Genomic DNA, 18,465 nt, shown 5'->3' on the forward strand with positions numbered 1-18,465 from the left:
CAAGTGCGACTTTGGCTTTGAATTGGGCACTGTGTTGTTTGCGTTTGTTTTGGCTCATAATCTACTCTTACCATGAGGTTGAGGGGGGGTAGCTTATTCACCTGTCCAGCTTTTTGGTTCCACCTCACTACAACCCAAGAATTGAGTCACTACAATGGCATAGAAGCTTTTGGAAGATTGCTTAGTTTGTGTCCTCATTTCCTTCTAATTCATTGTTCATGTAGAGCCTTCTAAATTCTGCTGCCGCTTCAGAGTTCAGTCCTTCTAAGGCTTCTAAGATTTTCATCACTGTTTCTGAACCTGGATCACGTATTTCATTCGCCCAACGGTAGACATTGGACGAACCGATTCCCATTGCTGCGGCTAACCTACCTTGGCTAATACCGTAGCTTTGCATCACTGTTTTAAGAACTCTACCCGCTTTCCCCATACCTCTGTCGATCAGGCTTGCTCAAAGTCTGATCCATCGTGTCAGAGGTTGGCATTCTCGTATACAGTCCAATTGGACTGTGATAATCTAATTAAAGACCAATTGGACTGTGACAGCAATATGACACTTTAAGGAGAAAGAGCAATGTTCATCGATCGAGATTCTTCTGGCGATTCTAATCAGCCCCCAGAAGAGACTTTTAGCAATCCTTTCTCAGATGAGGAGCCTGTAAAAATTACTCTAGTAGGAACTCGCAAAGCTGTTGATCGTATGGTCGGAATGCTTCACCGATACAACATCATTTCCGGCAGTGCATGGAGCCGTCCCATCCCTTTCAAAAATTCCGATGAAGTGATCAGCGTTGCAAGCCGCTCAATCCAAATCGACTAAATTACCCAAGCAGTAAGAGTAATGAATCCAGTTCAAGCTCTTACTGCTAAAGTCAAATTTCATCAAACAGCAGATTTTGCACACTTCCATCCGGTAAAACTTCAGGCAACCATTCATCGCCTCGATGTTCCTTACCACTCCAGCGATCGGGAAAAGTATTAGCCGCAATCAATTGTTCAATTCGAGCCAGTTCCTCGTTATTGATCAGGCTAATTTCTGGCTTACCCAACGATCGCGCTGCTGCATTCACTTCTTCCTGAATCGCCAACACCTGTTCCAGCATCCAACGACGCGCATCCAAATGGAGTGGACCTAACCGATTTCTCCCAATGTATTTTGTCGCAGACTTCCGTTCTTCCCCATGCTTCCGCAAGCGGTACTGCGGCTTCCGCACCTCCCAATACAGGGGTCTTAGCCTTTGTAGCGGTGAGAGATATTCCCATTCGGGCTGGGCAATAAGACGATCGAGAGCCGCATCTTTCTGAACCAATGGACAGCCAATACATCCAGTTCTGGCGTTCAGTGGTTCTTCGCCATCGCTAACATCTTGCCCATAAATTCTGGCAATCTCAAACGTCGGGAAGCCAAGCTCCAGATCGGCATTGAGTAGCCAGTCCCAAACATGGCAAACGCGCCAATGAACGATAGGAGCCAGTGTATCTGCGACCGCGCCTGAAGATGAGTGCTGGAACCAACCTTGACCACATTCGCCGCCATCTTTGGTGCAGCTTACAGCAATGCGCTGATCACGAGCCGCACTTTCACCGATCCGCACTCCGGTCAGCATCAGAAACTTTTCACCTCGCTCCTGGCGCAAAGCTTCCAATTCTCGCTCCATGCTCATCACTTTCAGCTTCGGCGTACACCAGCGAAACGTATTGGAGGGAGGTGGCACACCTCGACCTAAGATATAGACAAAATACCGATGATCGAGTTCAGGCAAGACCACACGGGTTTGAAAGCCATCTTTGCCCAATTTCGGTTCAAGGCGATCGCGTAACGCCTCTAAAATAGCGATCGCAGAGGTGTGTAGTGGCGGTAATTCCTGTCGAGTATCTGCGTAAAGAATGGTCAGGCTTTCAGGTCTAGGGACTTGCTCTGTCTCAATCAAATGAGCCACGAGCGTCACGGTTGCCGCAGAATCTTTTCCGCCTGAGAACGCGATCGCCCAATGTTTATAGAAAGAACCATAATGACGCAACGATTCTGCCGACAACTCAATGCTTTTCGGCAATGTGAGACGCTCTTCCTCAAATAAACTTAAGGTTCTCATCGTTCCTTCGTCCTCCCAACGGCTCTTAACAATAGCAGAACTTTGGCGTTTCACGCTAGATATAGCGTAGAAAACTTAAGAAAGTAATTTCACACGCTAGAAGAGACTCTGATTTAGTTTTAGTATAATCGTACTGAATTTTTGCTGCGATCGGACTCAGCGAATATCCTAATGCTAGGGTTAGCGACTGGATAAGCTTTATGGGCAGCATAGAGTTGGCAACGTGCCCTTCAGAATCGATTGACGAACAGTTTGCTGAAGTTATGGAATGCTGTGCTCGCGCTCCCATCGGCAAGCGTCTTCTCGGAGCCTTTTATGTTCATAGTTCTGCACTACTAAATCTTGACCCAATATTACAGAAGTACGAACAGTTAGCCCACAATCACCTTGAGCAACGCATCACACCGACGCTGATTAAGTTCAACATCAATCAGCCTAAAATCTCTTATCTCTCCTATCCAGGCTTTGATGCTGATGCACATCCAGCACTTCAGCGAAGCATTCATGTCGATCTCAAGACAGGCGAAATTAGCGATCGCGATTATCGAGACAGTGATAATCCATTTGTTCTGCACCGTAAAGAAACCTTCGTTGCCCCAGACTATCCCCACTACGCAGCATTCGCAGAACTGTGCGATCGCGATCGTCGGATCGTAAAGAGATCGGCGCAGTGTATCTCGATGAAGTTCTACGACTGGTGAAAACTGGACTGGATGCCATTCACTTCACAGCGTTTGCTGGGATTGATGCGATGACCCTGTATTATTCCGGCGATTGGGCACGGCCAGTCGGAGAAAATCGTGAGTGGGACATCAAACACCTATTAGCTCACTACAACGGACTCTTTCAAGATTTAGAGCAGATGAAAACAGCACCCTCCCGGCAACGGCGAGAGCTATACCTGTGTCGTCACATTGGATTGCGGCAAATGTTGAGTATCGCCTCCACGATCGCTGAAAATCGTTATTCAACCTGAAGAGAATCTGAATTCATCCAGGATTCGATGCTTTCATGCTCGAAGATCTTTGGCATAAGGGCTGAGGAAATGATTTTATGGTGTGGCGTACCAACCTGGGAGAACGTATCCTACAAGGGACTGAAGCAGAAGTTTATCTAACTGCGGTGCAGCATTTGATCGAGCATCTTGAAGACAGCCGTGATTTTGATGAGATAGAGGTCAAAACGGGCGATCGCATCTTTGACAACGCTAACATCAATCAGAAAATTGTGTTACTTCATACCTGTCTGATTGCCTTGCTCAATCCAGCGATCTCAGCCCCACCACTCACAAATGTTACCGAAGCTGCTGCTTATTACCCCTTTGCTTTCCTAAAGCTGCGGGTTGGAGACGAAATCATGATGGGCAAAGAAGAGTGGTCTGAGGAGGACGAAGAGATTAAATTTTACTACCGTCACTTAATCTGGAAAGCATTTGAGCAGCATCTCCTTCCAGCATGGCAAGCAGGCATTGAGGAGTTTGAACCCAACGAGGAGCTAGACAATTTTAACGATCGCTCAGACGATCTCGACTTGTGGCGCACTATGATTGATGAACTTGCAGATCGCATCTTTTGGGATCGAGACTGGCAGATCAAAGTCCATGATTTTGAATCGCCAAATGACCTTGATGAATCGTTGCGCTTAGAGGAATACTTCACGAATCACCTTCCACTCGTAAGCAAGAAACAAGTCGCTGTTGTTGTGGCAGAAATTGAGAATTGGCAATTGGTAGAGAATGAGTAGATGCACCTTGTGGAATGAGCTTTCGATTCAGAGTTCTGGAACTTGAATGTGGTCAGTTGGTTTGGCGTAAACGCGATCGATCATTTCGGGTGAAGTTCCGACCCATTTGGCAATCTGGATACTGGGAATGTCCGCTGCACGGCAAAGACTACAAAATGTGTGCTTGGTTTGATAGGGATTGCGGTACTCGATATCCGGTAGTGACTTCAGTACCGTCATCCAAGCTCGATTGGTAAAGTTGTGCCAATCAATCAACTTCCCTTGTCGGCTCGGAAAGACCAAAGCTTCTGGGTCAGATTTGAACGGTCGAATTGCCTTGAGAATCGTTGCAAGCTGAGCATTGACTGGGAACTTGCGGCGCTCCTGCGTTTTCAGTCCCTTTTTCAGCACTAACCCAGCCCGACCGCCATAAACCAAAGCTCGTTCAAAGGTCACGTTGGCAGTTCCGATATGCCTCCATTGCAAGGCGACGGCTTCGGAAGGTCTACAACCTGTGTAGAAGAGAAACTCGACGAGCGGTGTGTAGTACTTGTAGTAGCGACTCTCTTTGAAAGCAGCAATGATGAGATCGCGCTCTTCTTGCGTGAATGGATTGATTTCCTCTTCTTCAGTCCCCGTCTTTTTGACGATGATTTCTGCTGCCATGCCATCAAAGGGATTCGAGTCCAGCAACCCTGATTTTCTTGCCCACTTACAGCAAGCCGAAAGTTGAGTGAGAACACGCTGAGTCGATTCAGCTGGGACATGACCCGATAACCAATCAAACACCGCTTGGGCATCGTTGGGCGATTTATGAGGACACCGTTCTAAATGATTGGCAACCCAACCATACATTCTGACGGTCGAGGGAGATTTGCCCGGTTTTCTGACCTCCAAATACTGTGACCACAGATCAGGTAAGGTTGGCATTGCCGTGGGTAGAGGTGTAGCATCATCAACGGTTGTGAGCGCTGACTGCGGTTTGTACTTTTGATAAGTGGGGTCAAACTCGCCGTACTCGATATCGCGCTGAATTTGAAACGCTGTCTCTTGGGCTAGTTTGTGATTGAGCGGGGTATTCGGCAAGCCTGTCGCCATGAAATGGCGCTTCCCACCATGCGTAAAAATGATTCGCAGATAACCACGGCGATCGCTCACTTGAACTGACCCCGCTTTTGCCTTTCGTCGAGAATTTTTGGCGTACATGAACGACCTCTGAATTGCTGAAGTGCGTTGACGTTCAGAATCATAGGAGGCAGTTAAGGCGCTAGTACTGGATTTTTATGACTTTTCTGATCTCAACCCGGATCACAATCTGGATCACAATCCGCGTCACAATCTCACCTAAACTCACCCAAAAATAACGGTCGTGTTTTTTAGAGGTTTTCAAAAAGCTGCTCCCGGCAAGGGCTAGAAGCCTTACCGGGAGCCTGAAATGCTTAATTTTACTGAAAGCTGGTGACAAGACTCGAACTTGCGACCGGCTGATTACAAATCAGCTGCTCTACCAACTGAGCTACACCAGCGTGTACGATTCAGCAACTAGACATCATTGACTTGAGGAGCCAACAATTCATATTACTGCGCGCGATGTATATCGTAACAAAAGATTTGCATCGCGCACCACTTTTTTCAAAAAAAAGGCGTTTTTGTTGTCAAGTCGATCGTTTCGCCTGTGATCGGATGGGTGAATCGAATATCTCGTGCGTGCAGATGTAAGCGTTGATCTCCTTGTGAATTCCCATACAGTCGATCGCCGACGATCGCTGATCCTAATCCTTGAGCCGCATGCACCCGGAGTTGATGCGTTCTGCCGGTAATCGGTCGAAATTCAACTTGGCATGAATTCAGGACGCGAAAATAGGTCAAACAGGGTTTGCCAAACTGATAATTGACCTTCTGTTTTGGACGATCGTTTGGATCACTCCATAAGGGTAGATCGAGCTGACCTTCTAAGTCAGCGATTTCTCTTTCTAGGACTGCTGTGTAAATTTTATGAATTTGGCGCTGTTCAAACTGGTGGCTTAAGTGCTTGTAGGTTTGTGAATCGCGCGCAAGAATCAGTAAGCCAGAAGTATCTTGATCTAATCGATGAACGGAGATGAGCGGTTCAGAGAAGCGATCGAGAATACAATCCTGCCCATATCGCCCTCGGACGGAAAGCAACCCGGCAGGTTTATTGACGACAACGAGGTGATCATCCTGATAGACTGTCTCAATCGAACTTGTGCCAGCAAGCAGAAATCCGAGCATGGGTTGGCAACGCTCCACGCAGGCTCCATAGAATTGTCCTGGAATTTTGTCTCCCATCGGTTCACCCCACCAAAACTCAGCCATTGCAATCGGCTTTAAATCATGAGTTGCAGCGTAATGTAGAAGCTTAGGCGCACAGCACTCTCCGGTTCCCGTGGGCATTGAGGTGAGAAGCTCGCTGAGCGATCGCGCTTCTCCAGCAAAATTTGTCACTCGATAGCTAGCGTGCATCTGTGCTTGAAGTTGCTGCGAGAGTCGCTTACGTTTTTGTTTAAGCTGACGAATCTGTTCATCAGCTTGATCAATGATTTGTTTGAGTGGAATGAGATGTGAATCGCGATCGCGTTTTAGATTGCGTTTCTCAATGCCATCGCGTTTGCTTTGTTCATCTAATTCAAAAGCCAGATCTTGATTTTTTCGCTGCTGTTGGCGTTCAAGTTTTCGTTGGTGATGAAGGATTGAGAGTTGTTCAAGTTTCTGCTTGTATTCTGTCTCTAGAATTTTGTACTGCTGACGCTCAGGGATACAAGAGAGTTGAATTAATTGCTGCTGAATCGAGTTGAGTTGGGTTAAAGTTCTAGCTTCTTCGAGTTGCACGCGATCGCGACCCGGAATCGGCGGAACCCACCCTTCAACAACGCTCCGTCCATTTAGTAAGCCAGAAAAAGCTTTGAGAATGTGTTGCTCTCCAGAAGCAGACTGAGCTAGTAAAACGCCGTACATCTTACCTTCGCAAGCTGAAAGATTTTGCATCAATTGACGCGCGATCGCTTCGACGGATTTTGTGCGTGGTAGTCGCAGGAGAGTATTTGAGTTTGGACAAATTCCCTCATACCAATAGGTAACTCCATCAGGATCAAGCTGCGATCGCATGTTTTGCTAAAACGCCTTCATAGTAGTTCTGCAATTGCTTGGTTGCAGATGACCAACTCCAACGCTCTGCTTCATGGCGGGCATTTTGGCGAATCATTTCTCGCGTTTCGGTTTGAGCTAAGAGCGATCTCGTGGCAACGATCGCACCATTCTCATCGGTCGGATCGAAGAGATAGCCATTCACGCCATCTTCCACAATGTCAGGAATTCCACCTGAGCGAGCCGCGACCACTGGACAACCTGCTGCCATTGCTTCGAGCAGCACTAAGCCTAAAGTTTCAGTCCGAGACGGAAAAACAAATGCATCAGACGAAGCAAAGGCAGAAGCTAGCTCTTGACCTGCTAAGTAACCCACAAAATTCGTATGAGTACCAGCAAAATGCTTTTCTAACACTTGCCGATTTGGACCATCGCCAACTAGAGCTAAGCGAGCATTGGGAATCGATTCGAGCACAGGTTTAATGCGATCGATTTCTTTTTCGGCTGAGAGCCGCCCCACGTAAAGTAACAATGGAGCTTCGGGATGACCTTGAGAAAGCCGCGATCGCATTTCTAAACTTGCTAAATGAGGCTGAAAGGTTTCAGTATCGACTCCTCGCTGCCACAGTCTCACGCGCTCAATCCCGTGCTCGGTCAATGCCTGCATCATGGCAGTAGAGGTGCAGAGATTGATTTCTGCTTGATTATGTCCTGCTTTCAGCAATTCCCAAAGCACACCTTCTAAAGCACCCAGCCCATAGTGCTGAAGATATTCTGGTAAATGGGTGTGATAGGAAGCAACCAGCGGAACACTGTGTAATTTGCTATGGAGTAACCCTGCTAATCCCAACACTGCGGGATTGACGACATGAATCAGATCAGGCTTGAATCGATTGAGTTCATCCCCAATCGAAGGTCGCGGAAAAGCCAGCTTGAGTTCTGGATACAAGGGAAGCGGAACGCCTGAAACGCCGTGAATTCTTGCGCCCTTATATTCGGTTAGGCCTCCATCAGGCGAGAACACAAGGACTTGATTGCCCTGTCTTTGCAGATGATCGACAGTATGTTTGAGTCGGGTAACAATCCCATCAACTTTGGGAAGAAATGTCTCTGTAAATAGAGCAATCCGCATATTCAAAATTTAGTTCGATGTTTTCTCAGGTAATCCACACAATCCATGAACTCCAATCGCGACAATCACACCACCGAGTAACACTCCGAGTCCTTCTGCAAAGCAGTTGATTCGATGACGTACTTCGGCAGATTGAGCGATCGAGAGTTCACGCGCTCCGGCTCCAGTTCGGCTCAATTGCTCATAGTTGCGATAAGCGCGATCGAGGGCTGCCCATTCTGGAAAAAGATAGAACGTGCTAATGACGATCGCACTCAATCCAGGCACGATCGTGGTCAGTAATAAGAGCAGCCCTCGATGGTTCATTAGCGCTTCCAAGTCACTTTCGGCAGAATTTCATCGTGATCAACGCGATCTTTGTATTTAATCGCGAAGTTCAACAATGAATCGAGTAACGAGTCAGAGAGATAGTGAGGCTGCAAGCCTAAATCCAGCAGATTGGTATTTTTCGCGTTGAAGTAATGTTCTTCTTTCTCAATTCGAGGATTGTCAAAGTTTTGAACATCAACTTTCAAGCCCATGGATGACCCTGCTTTCTGAATCATGCTGGCAATTTCGCCTACGCCAAACAGTTCAGTAAATTGATTGAAGACGCGGAATTCTCCGGGCTGTGCTGGAGTCTCGATCGCGAGTTCTACACAGCGCACTGTATCGCGAATATCCAGGAATCCACGAGTCTGTCCGCCTTTTCCATAAACGGTTAGCGGATGTCCGATCGCTGCTTGAATACAGAATCGATTCAACGCTGTTCCAAATACGCCGTCATAGTCGAGACGGTTAATCAGCATCTCATCCATTCCGGTTTCCTCGGTCAAGACTCCGTAGACGATTCCTTGATTCAAATCAGTGGCTCTCAAGCCCCAAATCCGACAGGCAAAATGGATATTGTGCGAGTCATGCACCTTACTGAGGTGATACATGCTGCCGGGCTGCTTCGGATAGGGCAGGGTATCTTTGCGCCCGTTGTGCTCGATCGTGATGTAGCCTTCTTCGATGTCGATATTCGGCGTGCCGTATTCGCCCATTGTCCCGAGTTTGACCAAATGACAATCGGGGAAGCGCTCTTTCATGATGTAGAGCAAATTCAGCGTTCCGACGACGTTATTGACTTGAGTCAGAACGGCATGTTCGCGATCGATCATCGAGAACGGGGCAGACCGCTGTTCGCCGAAATGCACGATCGCATCCGGTTGGAACTGATCCATCGCTTTGCTGAGAAATTCGTAATTTGTGATATCGCCGATGAAAAGATCGATCGTCTTTCCGGTAATGTCTTTCCAGCGTTGCAAGCGTTGTTTAATTGGTGCGATCGGGGTGAGGGTATCAATGCATAATTCATTGTCCCAATGCCGTCGCACTAAGCTATCGAGAATGCCGACCTCATGACCTCGATTGGACAAGTAGAGGGCAGTTGCCCATCCACAATAGCCATCACCACCAATTACTAGGACTTTCATCTTGCTCAATCTTTTCTGCCGATACTTTGCCAAATCTATCAGGTTTCGGCACTCAGAAGATCGCTTCTAGCAACGACTTAGAGTGAATCTCACTCTAAACCGCGCTACTCAAGGAAAATCTCTATCCTGGGAATTATTTTTTCACTCGGTCTAAGTATCCTAGATCACGTCATGCTCGGATTTCATCGGCAAAACTCGCCCAGCGCACGAATTCAAATTGTCCTGCAACCGATCCCCAAACTTGCTCATCGGTCTGTGGGTCACGACCGCGATCGAGACTGGTAAACCACGATTCGTTGATTTCAAATTCGCTATCGAGATAGGTTTCTTGCCCTTTGCGAGTGACCATACAAGCCTTGCCGGGTTCGATGCTGCCTTTGAAACTGCTGCCTGTCCAGTGCACGATCATGTTGCATCCCGGCATTTTCTCAAACTGGTCGGGGCTGAGTTCTTTCAGGCGATCGAGGTTGCGGGATGCGCCGTAGAATTTTTCTTCATCGCGCACGTGATAATTTTCAATTTCAATATGATCGGCGTGTGCCACTAATTTCAAGGCGCGCAACCGATAGGGGACATTGAGCATGTAATCGTATGCCTGTTCGACAAAAAATCCAATTCCACCGGGCAGTTCAAAGGGCAACGGGCGCATACACACTCGAATGTGAGCATACATGGGCGGATTTTCAAATGCCTGTTGTTGATTGCTAAAATCGGCTGCCATCCAGCGCGCTAGGGTGGCGATATCGGTAGAGTGTGACATGCGATTTATATATAAAAGACGTGCGACTTAAATTGTAGAACGTTGCGTGGGACAAAGACTTAGCCTTTTAACCCTGTCAGTCGAAAGAGGAGAAACTGTGTAATTTGCACGAGTCCATTGAAATTGTCGTCGCTCACCAAGATGAGACTCTGAGAGCCATCCGGGAATCGTGCTCCCAGAGTCATGCCTTCTAAATTATCGAGCCGTACACCTAACGTATTGAGGTCTAGGAGCAACTCTTTGCGCGCGGTTTGTACGCCTGTCGCATCGCGCAATGTTTCGATCCTGGAAGTATCGCTGGCGGTTCCAGTTTCGACTTGAAACAGTTTCGCTTGAAATCCGCCGAGTCCTAGAGATCGCTCTAAACTCAAAAAGTGTCCGCCCTGGTCGATCGAGAGTAAATCGGTCAATCCGTATTCGATCGTATTCGCGGGTTTAGGATCGAGCGGGTAGGCATGTTCAGAAATCAGAGCAGCCCGATCGCCGATAAACTGATAGTGCAAGATTCGATTCAAAACGCTTTCGCTGCGGTTCGGTAAGGATAAATCTTGAACCAGAGGCGATTCAAGCGCTGCAAATAGGCGATAGGGTTCAGCGGGTGGTGCAGTCGCAGCCCCTGCATTGAGTGACATCGCTTCAAACGCACGATTATTTTGGATACCGCGCGTTTGTTTGATCCCTAATTCATCTGGAAAATAAGCGTCTGGCAGTTTTAGTTTTCGCTTCAGTTGTCCGGTTTGTAGATCGAATTCTCCAAGAAAGGGAGAGATACTTTGATTCGCTGCACCTTCGCTGGAAATGAAGACGGTTTTCTGAGGAGACAAGGAGATTGCTTCTGCATCGATCGTATTGTTCTGAAACGGCTCCCCGTTCTCATCTTTCAGGGTTATGACGTTTTGAATTTCAACAGATTGCAGCCGTGGGGTTGAATCGATGTTCAATTTCAGCGTGTAAAACCGTGCAGGGTTACGATCGCTGCGATCGTCTGAGACCGCATAATAAAGATCATTTTTACGATCGTAAGTAATCCCTGAGAGGCCTCCGACTGCCGTATTTTGAAATTGCTTATCAGACAAGGTATGGCTGCCCAAGAATTCCACTTGCAACGGTAAAAACAGTCGATCTTCTGCTTTGACTTGGGGCAGACTGCATCCAGTCAAACCGAGAAAACAACAGACGATCGCGATCCAAGAAACCCAGCGACGCATTGATCTTTCCCTTGAAAATTCCTGTTTCACTTTAGCGCGGATAGCTCAGAGTGTTTGAATTTGTCTGTCTCGATCTCTCGATTCTGATCGAAATATTTCTTGCGCGATCGCATCAGATTCAAGATCTGGATCACGATCGCGCTTCTTTAGACAAGACATTGCAATCCGCGCTGAGCAATTTCAGTCATTTCTTATCAACGAGATCGCATTTCGGATTGCGATTTTAAATTCTCCATCTGGTAAGCGATCGAGAATGTGTTGTCCTTTTTTGAGTAGAAATTGTTTTAGCACCGGATCTCGATCTGCTTCAGAGAGTAAAACTTGTTGGATCAAGTCTCTCTGAGTTGCAGAAGTAGTTGCGACGTTTTGATGTTTGAGTTGACCGAGTAGCTCTTGTAGATTTGAATTGGGATCAATCTGATTCGTGATGAGACTGCGAACTCCATGAGCCGCTTCGCGATACTCAATCTGTCCTGACCCAGCAAGATTGGTAATTGTACTGCCTGAGATCAAGAAATGATTCCCAAAGGGTTGCTGACTAAAATTTGTTAGGGCTTCAGCTTGCTGCTGCATTGCTTCTGTTTGGGTTTCTACAATGCCGAGTAATCGATTGATCTGCTTGTCTTTTACTTCCATAATCGATCGCAGATCTTCATAAGTACTCTGAACTTGTTGCTCAACCTGTTGCTTAGAGACTCCTTCTCCATGCGTGACTTTGACAATCCAATAATTTCCCCGCTGCTCAATTCCTTTGAGTTCTAGCCCCATGCCATCATCTTCGAGCCTGAACTTCTCAAAGGTAAAGCTCAAAGCTCTCCAATCAATTTGATCTTGAAAGACAAGCTCAACAGCATTGGTCAATTTCTGAAATAGGGACTCAAATTCACCGGGTTGAAAATCGCGATCGCTAGGATATCGATCAGTAGGTTGGTTATTCTCAAACTCTCGATAAACATAATCACATTTCACACCTGTGAGAACAGTTTGCTGATTAAAGCTCCAGTCTTTAATACATGCACCAGTTAAGTCTGCTTGGCTTAAATCTGCATTCGTGAGAATCGATCGTACCAAGATACTGTCGCGCAAATCTGCTCCTCTCAAGTCGGCTCCATCAAGATTTACTTCACTTAAGTTACAACGCCTTAGATCAGCCCCTCTTAGGTATGCTCCACATAGATTTACACGGCTAAAATCAGAAGCTTTACTGCTGCCGACTGTTAGCAATTCTTGAACTTTGGGCAGGTCTAGATCAAAGTACTGATTGTCCACTCTAGCCAAATCGAGCCCTTTGACCTCTCTTAAACAAGTTCGATAAAACTTCCTAGCTCTGAAATCTGTATGTGCTATTTTCGCTCCTGTGAAATCGAGTCTGCTTAGATCTAATCCTTTAAAGGAAGTCCCTCCGATTGCTGCCCAAAAGGTGGCTTTGGGTCTAACCCAACTCCATCTTCCTTCTCTTTCCAGCATTCTCTGGGAAGTAATGAAAGCTGTAATGACTATGCCAAGGAATAATATGACCGTAAAAGCAAAATTTCCAGCTACTTTAGTTTGTGCTGTATCGACAGCAACCCAAACCAGTCCAGTGCTGATTAAAGAGGATGTCAATAACGCAATTAAGCAGCCTCTTAATGTGCAGGCTAGTAATGCAAACGCAATGCACTGCGCGATCGTAATGACTCCTACACAGGAGAAAATCGTTCCAATCGATAGAGAAAGAGAGAATGTAGTAACGTCAAACCCAGGTGCTGTATTAAATAAATAGAGTAATAAGCTAATCACAAAGACTGACAAGAGTGGAACGATGTATACTCTTGAAATTCCTAGGGTTGTAATTGAGAATAGAATCGCGCCTTGCGTTAAAAAGACAAGAGCTACTGCGACGATTGAAATTCGACCTGTTGCAATACAGCATTGCACTAAGATTGTTGCTGCAATCAATGCAATGAGAGAAGCTAGTGTTATAATCGCCGTTGAAATGACGATTAGAAAAAATTTCCAAGCTAAATTCTGGCCTGCTTTTGCACCTCGAAAGTCATTGTGCTGATCATCGATCTCTTTGAAACAGAGACTTTGTATGTCACGAACCATAGAATCGTTCCCTGATGCGGTAGCTTTCTTGATAGAAAAGGTAGATGGATGATGTTCCAAGCTCGTTGATGGTGTTCTGACTATAATTTAATCATAAAAAATAAGATCTCATTGGAAGATGAGATCTTCAGAAAAGATTTTACTATTGTTGTTAAGACTACTCTTTTTTTAGCAGCTTCTTACATATTTCTGCATCCGGAAATGTCTTACAATACCATTCAGGAGGATTGCTTTGAACAGAAGCCTTTCCAATAATTTCAAGTAACTTTGGAATAGCTATATTCAATACCTCTGACAGTTTCTGTAAATTCGCAAAATCTTCGTTGATCCTAGACTCAATCGTTTGAATCGATTCAATTGAAAGCCCTGATCGATCACTTACTTCTTGTAAATTGATGTTCTGCGCATCAAGATATTGTTGAATTCGAGACTCATTCATAGTAGATCTCCCTGATAGAAATACCATGCATTATGGCATGCTACATTGCCTAGACTTGCAGTTGAAGATTATTTCAATTCCTTTCATCTAAAAGCGCCAATCGCTAAGATTGGTTGTGTCACTTCCAAGTCACACTCTAGCTCTAGTAAAGGAATCATGTTCTAAGGTAGTATGGCTTTAGAGCACGACGTGTCCAAGCAGTATAAAATACACTAAAATTACTGTTTGGTACAACCAGGAGCTTGTGGAAATAGTTCGCAAAACCACTCAGCAGGATTTCTATCCGGAGTCTTATTTTCAGTCTTACTTCCAATGGCTTCAAGTAATTTCGAGATAGGTATGTTCAATGCCTTTGCAACTTTCTGTAAGTTAGCAAGATCCTCAATAATCCTTAATTCAAGTGTTTGAATCGATCCAACTGAAAGTCCTGATTTTTCACTTACTTCTTGTAAACTTATATTCTGTGTATCCACAATTTTTTGGATTTGAGATTTATGCATGTTAGTCCTCACCTTAGAAGTAATGTAAATTATGCTACGCTAAACTCGCCCAATTTACGTATAGCTTGAAGATTATTTTAATTATTTCTAGCAAAAAAGCATATGTTCTCTTAAGATTGCTTTCACTCTTTTTTTGTATCTCCTTCGTTATAGTGAATTGAACCAGTCACAACCATATTGGTGATTGAACTATTAGAGATATTTAAAGTATTTTGAGCAGCAATTGAATCTGATTGATTGATACTGCTTTCTGCTGAATATGCTCGATTTTGGAGAGTCGGCAATTCTGCCTCACTTTGTAGCTTTCCCAACTCTTCTGCAAGCCGTCGAATCCCTTTCGCAATATCTGTGAAAGCACTATCGATGTTGTCCCAAGTTGTTACAGGACGCATATCTCTCGGCAATCCTTGTAGCTTCCCAAATGGCGCACCTTGCCAATCACACGGGCGTAAAATAATTGGAATTACACAAGCTTCCTTCGCTTCATGTCGTACCATTGCTCGATTCACTTCAACATCCCAGCAGTAATCTGATGCTAGAAAATCATCGCTAATGAGCAGCAAAATGATGTTAGCGGTTTCCAAATGGGTGTTGATCTGCCTATCCCATTCAGTACTGGGCAGGATTTGTCGATCGTACCAAGCCTCAATCTTTCCCAAGCGCTTAAGAATGCTGAGATGGTTGGCTAACTTGTCACGTAGGCTTTCATCTTCGTGGGCATAAGAGAAGAAAACAGTGATGCTCATGATAATTGATGAATCAGAGATAGATACAGAGAGCTTCATGCGCGATCGCAATCTCTCCGTATCTTTTTCTCTGAATCATACTGATCGTTATCGATTTAGGCAAAAGATCGTTACTTCTCGTTCAAAATATACGTAGGTAATCCATCAATACTGACCTGATTTTTATCATGCCAATACTGTTGGATTCCAGCTTCTCCTTTCTTCTCTGCCCAATCGACGAGCGTTTCTCGATCGCCCAAATGCTCATACAGGGGCACACCAAATCCGCAAGACGTTTGCACCGCCTCCAGAGAAACCTTCACCACCTGTCGCGCCCCTGGTATCGGCTCAAATAATGAATAAAAATCCTGCCAATCATGATCTCTAGGGCGAATGACACAGCCTGTGCCGTAGAGCCGCAGAATCATCGGTTTCTCGGCGAAACTGCAAAACATAATCGTCATCCGCCCATTCTCGATCAAGTGAGCGCTCGCTTCATTCCCACTCCCCGTGAGATCCAAATAAGCAACTGTATGAGCATCCAAACATCGAAACGAATTCATGCCTTTTGGAGAGAGATTAATTCGTCCTTGAATCGGCGCAGTTGCAGTAAAGAAAATATGCTGTGTCTGGATAAATTCCTGAAGAGATTCGGTCAGTTCCGGATAAAACTTTGCCATTGAATTAAATGACTGAGGAGCGATTCAAACCTTATCATTTTTCTGGAAATGAATCGCTCTTATTCAGAGCTGATGAGCATAGTGTTAGACCTAAATCAGTTGTAAAGCGAGGTCTGGAGTGTGATTTTCTTAATACTCCCCACTCCCCACTCCCCACTCTTTCTAGCTTTTACAACTCAAGCAGAATCACCTTAATATCCACTAATTTGATGACCCGTTGCCGTGATTGCCTGTTTGAAGGTTTCTTCTGAGGCTTTTCCTTCTACCGTGACTGTTTTTTGCTCCAGATTAATATCTACTTTTGCGTCAGGTTCGTGTGTCAAAATCGTGTCTTTAATATCTTGTGCAGCTTCAGGGCTATTAAGAGTCGGAACGTGTAGTTTGAGTGCCATAGTTATTTATCCATATCGACGCTCTCTATCCTGTTGAACTCTCAGCAAAGTTATCCCTCGCTACAGATAGATTTTGTTGCAGAGTATTTCACTTTCCGGATCGAATTCCCAAGATAGCGGATAACAGAACTACGGCTTGACTGCATATTTTTTGCGACTGCTCCCTATTCAAATTTTATGGATCAATTCAATTGGTAATCCTGTTATGACGATTCAACGTGGCATCGTTGCGGCAAGTTTTCTCGCGTTCGCCTGTGTTCTTCCCGTGCAAGCCTCCTCCGCTCTCTTAACTCGGGGTGAAGTCTACAAACTCACGAATCAAGCGCAATTGCTTCAGCGCAATCGTCCGGCACGTCCAGCTCGACTCTCTGATGTATTAGTGCCCCAAGATGCAATTAAAACGGCAACGCGATCGAGAGCCGAACTCCTTTTTAATGAAGGCTCTCTCGCCCGAATTGGTTCAAATGCAATTTTCCGATTTATCCCCGGAATGCGCGGGTTTCAGTTGCGTAATGGAACCGCTTTGATCATGAGTCCGCCGACTACCGTTGCAACGCGGATTGAGACATTAGATGGAAGTGCGATCGCAGAATTACCTCCGAGCGCGATCGATGCTCCTCCAACCAGCGAGCAATACCAGACTCGCAGTTTAGCCATGGTAGTTCACGTCGATGGTGCAAACAATAAAACTCAGTTTTTCAATCTCACGAATAATCCAATCAAGATTTTAGACAACAAAGGCAACTTCATTGTGATTAATGGTGGAGAAACCGTCACGGTACAAAATGGTGTGATTGGGAAAATTAATACCTTTGACTTGAGAAAGTTTTATCAAACGAGTTCACTTTCGGCAGGTTTAGCACCCGCTCAAGAAAGCCTGATTGCTCAAGAGCCTGCGAAAGTTCAAGCTACTTTGAATTTAGTGCGCGTTGCCACGATCTCAGCGTTAAATCTGCAAGCACGCAAACTCGAAGGACTCTGCACCTTAAATGCTCGGGGAGGAGCAAGCACGCTCAGCACAAATTGCATCACAACCGATTCTGACGATCCGCTGCGAGACTTTCAAGATCGGCGCGATGTCACCACGCCTCGACCTGAACGGCAACCGCCTGTAGATGTCGTTGTGCCAACCACTCCACCCATCACTCCCGACACCAATCCCAATACTAATCCCAATACTAATCCCAACCCCAATCCCAATTCTCCAGTTGGCGTTCCTGTCTTCGTTCGCCCCAATTAATTCACTTGGTAAATTCCAATGCGCTACATTCTCGCTGTGCTGACAATTTTGGCAACGCTAGGAACGATTTCTCCTGGTTCTGCCCAACCTGATCCAGTGTCTTCTCCCCTCGATCGTGCGCCGACAGACGATATTCAACCCCTCGACCCCGAAGATACTCAATCTGAACTCGGAGAAATTGAAATCATCGATCGACCTGCCCAAACTCGTCGTCAACCGGATGTGCAGTTGCTTGTGCGATCGTCGGTGTTTTCTAGCTCCAATATCACTGCACTTGAAGCCCTGAAACAATCTGATACTGTTTTCACAAATACAGCGCACCTGCTCATCACACCCAAGCTCGGCGAGAATACCAGACTAATTGCCTCAGCAGGCGGTGGAATTGTCCGATTTGCATCTGAAGGCGATTCTAACTACAACATTGAGCAGTACAACATTGCGGTTCAACAAAGACTTGCACCTGGAACATTTGGACAGTTGGGATGGGTACAAGATACCTTGCGCCGCCCAGGGAGTGGTGATTTGCTGACGCGAGATAATGCGGTGCAGTTGATTGTGGGACGGCAAGATCAGTTAGGTAAGCAAGCTCGATTGGATTCGTTTTATGAATTTCGATCGAGCTTTACGAATCCAAGTGAAGACAGTCGGATTACCAATACGATCGGTACAAGATTGCGCTATGACATTTCACCGCAAGTGCAGGGCGCATTAGATTATCGCTTGTCGTTTAAGAATTTTACGCAAGGCGTTTCTCGTTCAGATACCGAACATCAGATTAGTGCGATCGTGATTTACAACATTAATCCAGATGTATTTTTAGCCGGATCTGCGTCGTATTTGTTTGGACGATCGTCAAATGCTGCGATCGATATAAACAATCTGTCATTCGGGCTGAGTTTGGGCTTTAACCTGCCCCTCTTCTAG

The 18,465-nt window shown here is 45.8% G+C and carries 21 protein-coding genes and 1 tRNA gene; 6 read left to right on the plus strand and 16 right to left on the minus strand.

Annotation, left to right across the window (positions count from 1 at the left end):
• Positions 1-181: 181 nt before the first annotated feature.
• Positions 182-397, minus strand: a complete 216-nt coding sequence (locus J0L70_RS24805; protein WP_287456300.1) for a helix-turn-helix domain-containing protein — start codon at positions 395-397, stop codon at positions 182-184.
• A 177-nt stretch (positions 398-574) separates the two neighbouring features.
• On the opposite strand from J0L70_RS24805, the gene J0L70_RS24810 reads away from it, so the two are divergent.
• The gene (locus J0L70_RS24810) at positions 575-820 is read left to right on the plus strand and encodes a hypothetical protein (RefSeq protein ID WP_287456301.1); all 246 of its coding nucleotides are present in this window, start codon (positions 575-577) and stop codon (positions 818-820) included.
• Positions 821-872: 52 nt separating this feature from the next.
• Here the strand turns inward: J0L70_RS24810 and J0L70_RS24815 are convergent, their stop codons facing one another.
• Positions 873-2,093 (minus strand): phosphoadenosine phosphosulfate reductase domain-containing protein, encoded by a 1,221-nt coding sequence (locus tag J0L70_RS24815; protein WP_287456302.1) that lies wholly within the window; start codon positions 2,091-2,093, stop codon positions 873-875.
• A 200-nt stretch (positions 2,094-2,293) separates the two neighbouring features.
• Here J0L70_RS24815 and J0L70_RS24820 point away from each other — a divergent pair, with 200 nt between their 5' ends.
• The 3 genes from J0L70_RS24820 (at position 2,294) to J0L70_RS24830 (ending at position 3,836) form a co-directional block, all read left to right on the plus strand.
• On the plus strand, positions 2,294-2,794 hold the full coding sequence (locus J0L70_RS24820) for a class I SAM-dependent methyltransferase (protein ID WP_287456303.1): 501 nt from the start codon (positions 2,294-2,296) through the stop codon (positions 2,792-2,794).
• Positions 2,764-3,069: a hypothetical protein gene (locus J0L70_RS24825; RefSeq protein WP_287456304.1), complete on the plus strand. Its 306-nt coding sequence runs from the start codon at positions 2,764-2,766 to the stop codon at positions 3,067-3,069. The genes J0L70_RS24820 and J0L70_RS24825 overlap by 31 nt, the downstream gene beginning before the upstream one ends.
• Before the next feature lie 77 nt (positions 3,070-3,146).
• Positions 3,147-3,836, plus strand: a complete 690-nt coding sequence (locus J0L70_RS24830) for a hypothetical protein (RefSeq protein ID WP_287456305.1) — start codon at positions 3,147-3,149, stop codon at positions 3,834-3,836.
• Positions 3,837-3,863: 27 nt separating this feature from the next.
• On the opposite strand, the gene J0L70_RS24835 is transcribed toward J0L70_RS24830, so the two are convergent.
• From J0L70_RS24835 to J0L70_RS24900, 14 genes are all read right to left on the minus strand, one after another.
• Positions 3,864-5,021 carry a site-specific integrase gene (locus J0L70_RS24835; protein WP_287456306.1) on the minus strand — a complete coding sequence of 386 codons (1,158 nt, stop codon included), beginning with the start codon at positions 5,019-5,021 and terminating at the stop codon, positions 3,864-3,866.
• Between the two features lie 247 nt (positions 5,022-5,268).
• A tRNA-Thr gene (locus J0L70_RS24840) sits at positions 5,269-5,341 on the minus strand.
• Positions 5,342-5,447: 106 nt separating this feature from the next.
• Positions 5,448-6,941, minus strand: a complete 1,494-nt coding sequence (locus J0L70_RS24845; RefSeq protein ID WP_287456307.1) for an RluA family pseudouridine synthase — start codon at positions 6,939-6,941, stop codon at positions 5,448-5,450.
• On the minus strand, positions 6,925-8,052 hold the full coding sequence (locus tag J0L70_RS24850; RefSeq protein ID WP_287456308.1) for a glycosyltransferase family 4 protein: 1,128 nt from the start codon (positions 8,050-8,052) through the stop codon (positions 6,925-6,927). Before J0L70_RS24850 ends, J0L70_RS24845 begins: the two co-directional genes overlap by 17 nt.
• 9 nt (positions 8,053-8,061) lie before the next feature.
• A complete protein-coding gene (locus tag J0L70_RS24855) occupies positions 8,062-8,358 on the minus strand; it encodes a hypothetical protein (RefSeq protein WP_017288575.1) in 297 nt (98 codons plus the stop codon).
• Complete coding sequence (locus J0L70_RS24860) at positions 8,358-9,509, minus strand: NAD-dependent epimerase/dehydratase family protein (protein ID WP_017288574.1); 1,152 nt, start codon at positions 9,507-9,509, stop codon at positions 8,358-8,360. Before J0L70_RS24860 ends, J0L70_RS24855 begins: the two co-directional genes overlap by 1 nt.
• 169 nt (positions 9,510-9,678) lie before the next feature.
• Positions 9,679-10,269: a chromophore lyase CpcT/CpeT gene (locus tag J0L70_RS24865; RefSeq protein ID WP_017288573.1), complete on the minus strand. Its 591-nt coding sequence runs from the start codon at positions 10,267-10,269 to the stop codon at positions 9,679-9,681.
• 59 nt (positions 10,270-10,328) lie between these two features.
• Positions 10,329-11,477, minus strand: coding sequence for an esterase-like activity of phytase family protein (locus J0L70_RS24870; RefSeq protein WP_287456309.1), 1,149 nt, complete (start codon positions 11,475-11,477; stop codon positions 10,329-10,331).
• Positions 11,478-11,657: 180 nt separating this feature from the next.
• Positions 11,658-13,565, minus strand: a complete 1,908-nt coding sequence (locus J0L70_RS24875) for a pentapeptide repeat-containing protein (protein ID WP_287456310.1) — start codon at positions 13,563-13,565, stop codon at positions 11,658-11,660.
• Between the two features lie 157 nt (positions 13,566-13,722).
• A complete protein-coding gene (locus tag J0L70_RS24880; protein WP_287456311.1) occupies positions 13,723-14,004 on the minus strand; it encodes a helix-turn-helix domain-containing protein in 282 nt (93 codons plus the stop codon).
• Positions 14,005-14,222: 218 nt separating this feature from the next.
• Complete coding sequence (locus tag J0L70_RS24885; RefSeq protein ID WP_268242903.1) at positions 14,223-14,504, minus strand: helix-turn-helix domain-containing protein; 282 nt, start codon at positions 14,502-14,504, stop codon at positions 14,223-14,225.
• Positions 14,505-14,626: 122 nt separating this feature from the next.
• Positions 14,627-15,250 carry a toll/interleukin-1 receptor domain-containing protein gene (locus tag J0L70_RS24890; RefSeq protein ID WP_287456312.1) on the minus strand — a complete coding sequence of 208 codons (624 nt, stop codon included), beginning with the start codon at positions 15,248-15,250 and terminating at the stop codon, positions 14,627-14,629.
• 110 nt (positions 15,251-15,360) lie between these two features.
• Entirely contained in the window at positions 15,361-15,909 is a 549-nt protein-coding gene (locus J0L70_RS24895; RefSeq protein ID WP_287456313.1) for a pyridoxamine 5'-phosphate oxidase family protein, read from the minus strand.
• Between the two features lie 191 nt (positions 15,910-16,100).
• Complete coding sequence (locus J0L70_RS24900) at positions 16,101-16,301, minus strand: heavy-metal-associated domain-containing protein (protein WP_017288566.1); 201 nt, start codon at positions 16,299-16,301, stop codon at positions 16,101-16,103.
• Positions 16,302-16,506: 205 nt separating this feature from the next.
• On the opposite strand from J0L70_RS24900, the gene J0L70_RS24905 reads away from it, so the two are divergent.
• Both J0L70_RS24905 and J0L70_RS24910 read left to right on the plus strand, forming a co-directional pair.
• Positions 16,507-17,541 (plus strand): FecR family protein, encoded by a 1,035-nt coding sequence (locus J0L70_RS24905; RefSeq protein ID WP_287456314.1) that lies wholly within the window; start codon positions 16,507-16,509, stop codon positions 17,539-17,541.
• An 18-nt stretch (positions 17,542-17,559) separates the two neighbouring features.
• Positions 17,560-18,465, plus strand: coding sequence for an outer membrane beta-barrel protein (locus J0L70_RS24910; protein WP_287456315.1), 906 nt, complete (start codon positions 17,560-17,562; stop codon positions 18,463-18,465).

It is taken from the genome of Leptolyngbya sp. UWPOB_LEPTO1, from assembly GCF_017302695.1.
In the GTDB taxonomy this organism is placed as follows: domain Bacteria; phylum Cyanobacteriota; class Cyanobacteriia; order Leptolyngbyales; family Leptolyngbyaceae; genus Leptolyngbya; species Leptolyngbya boryana.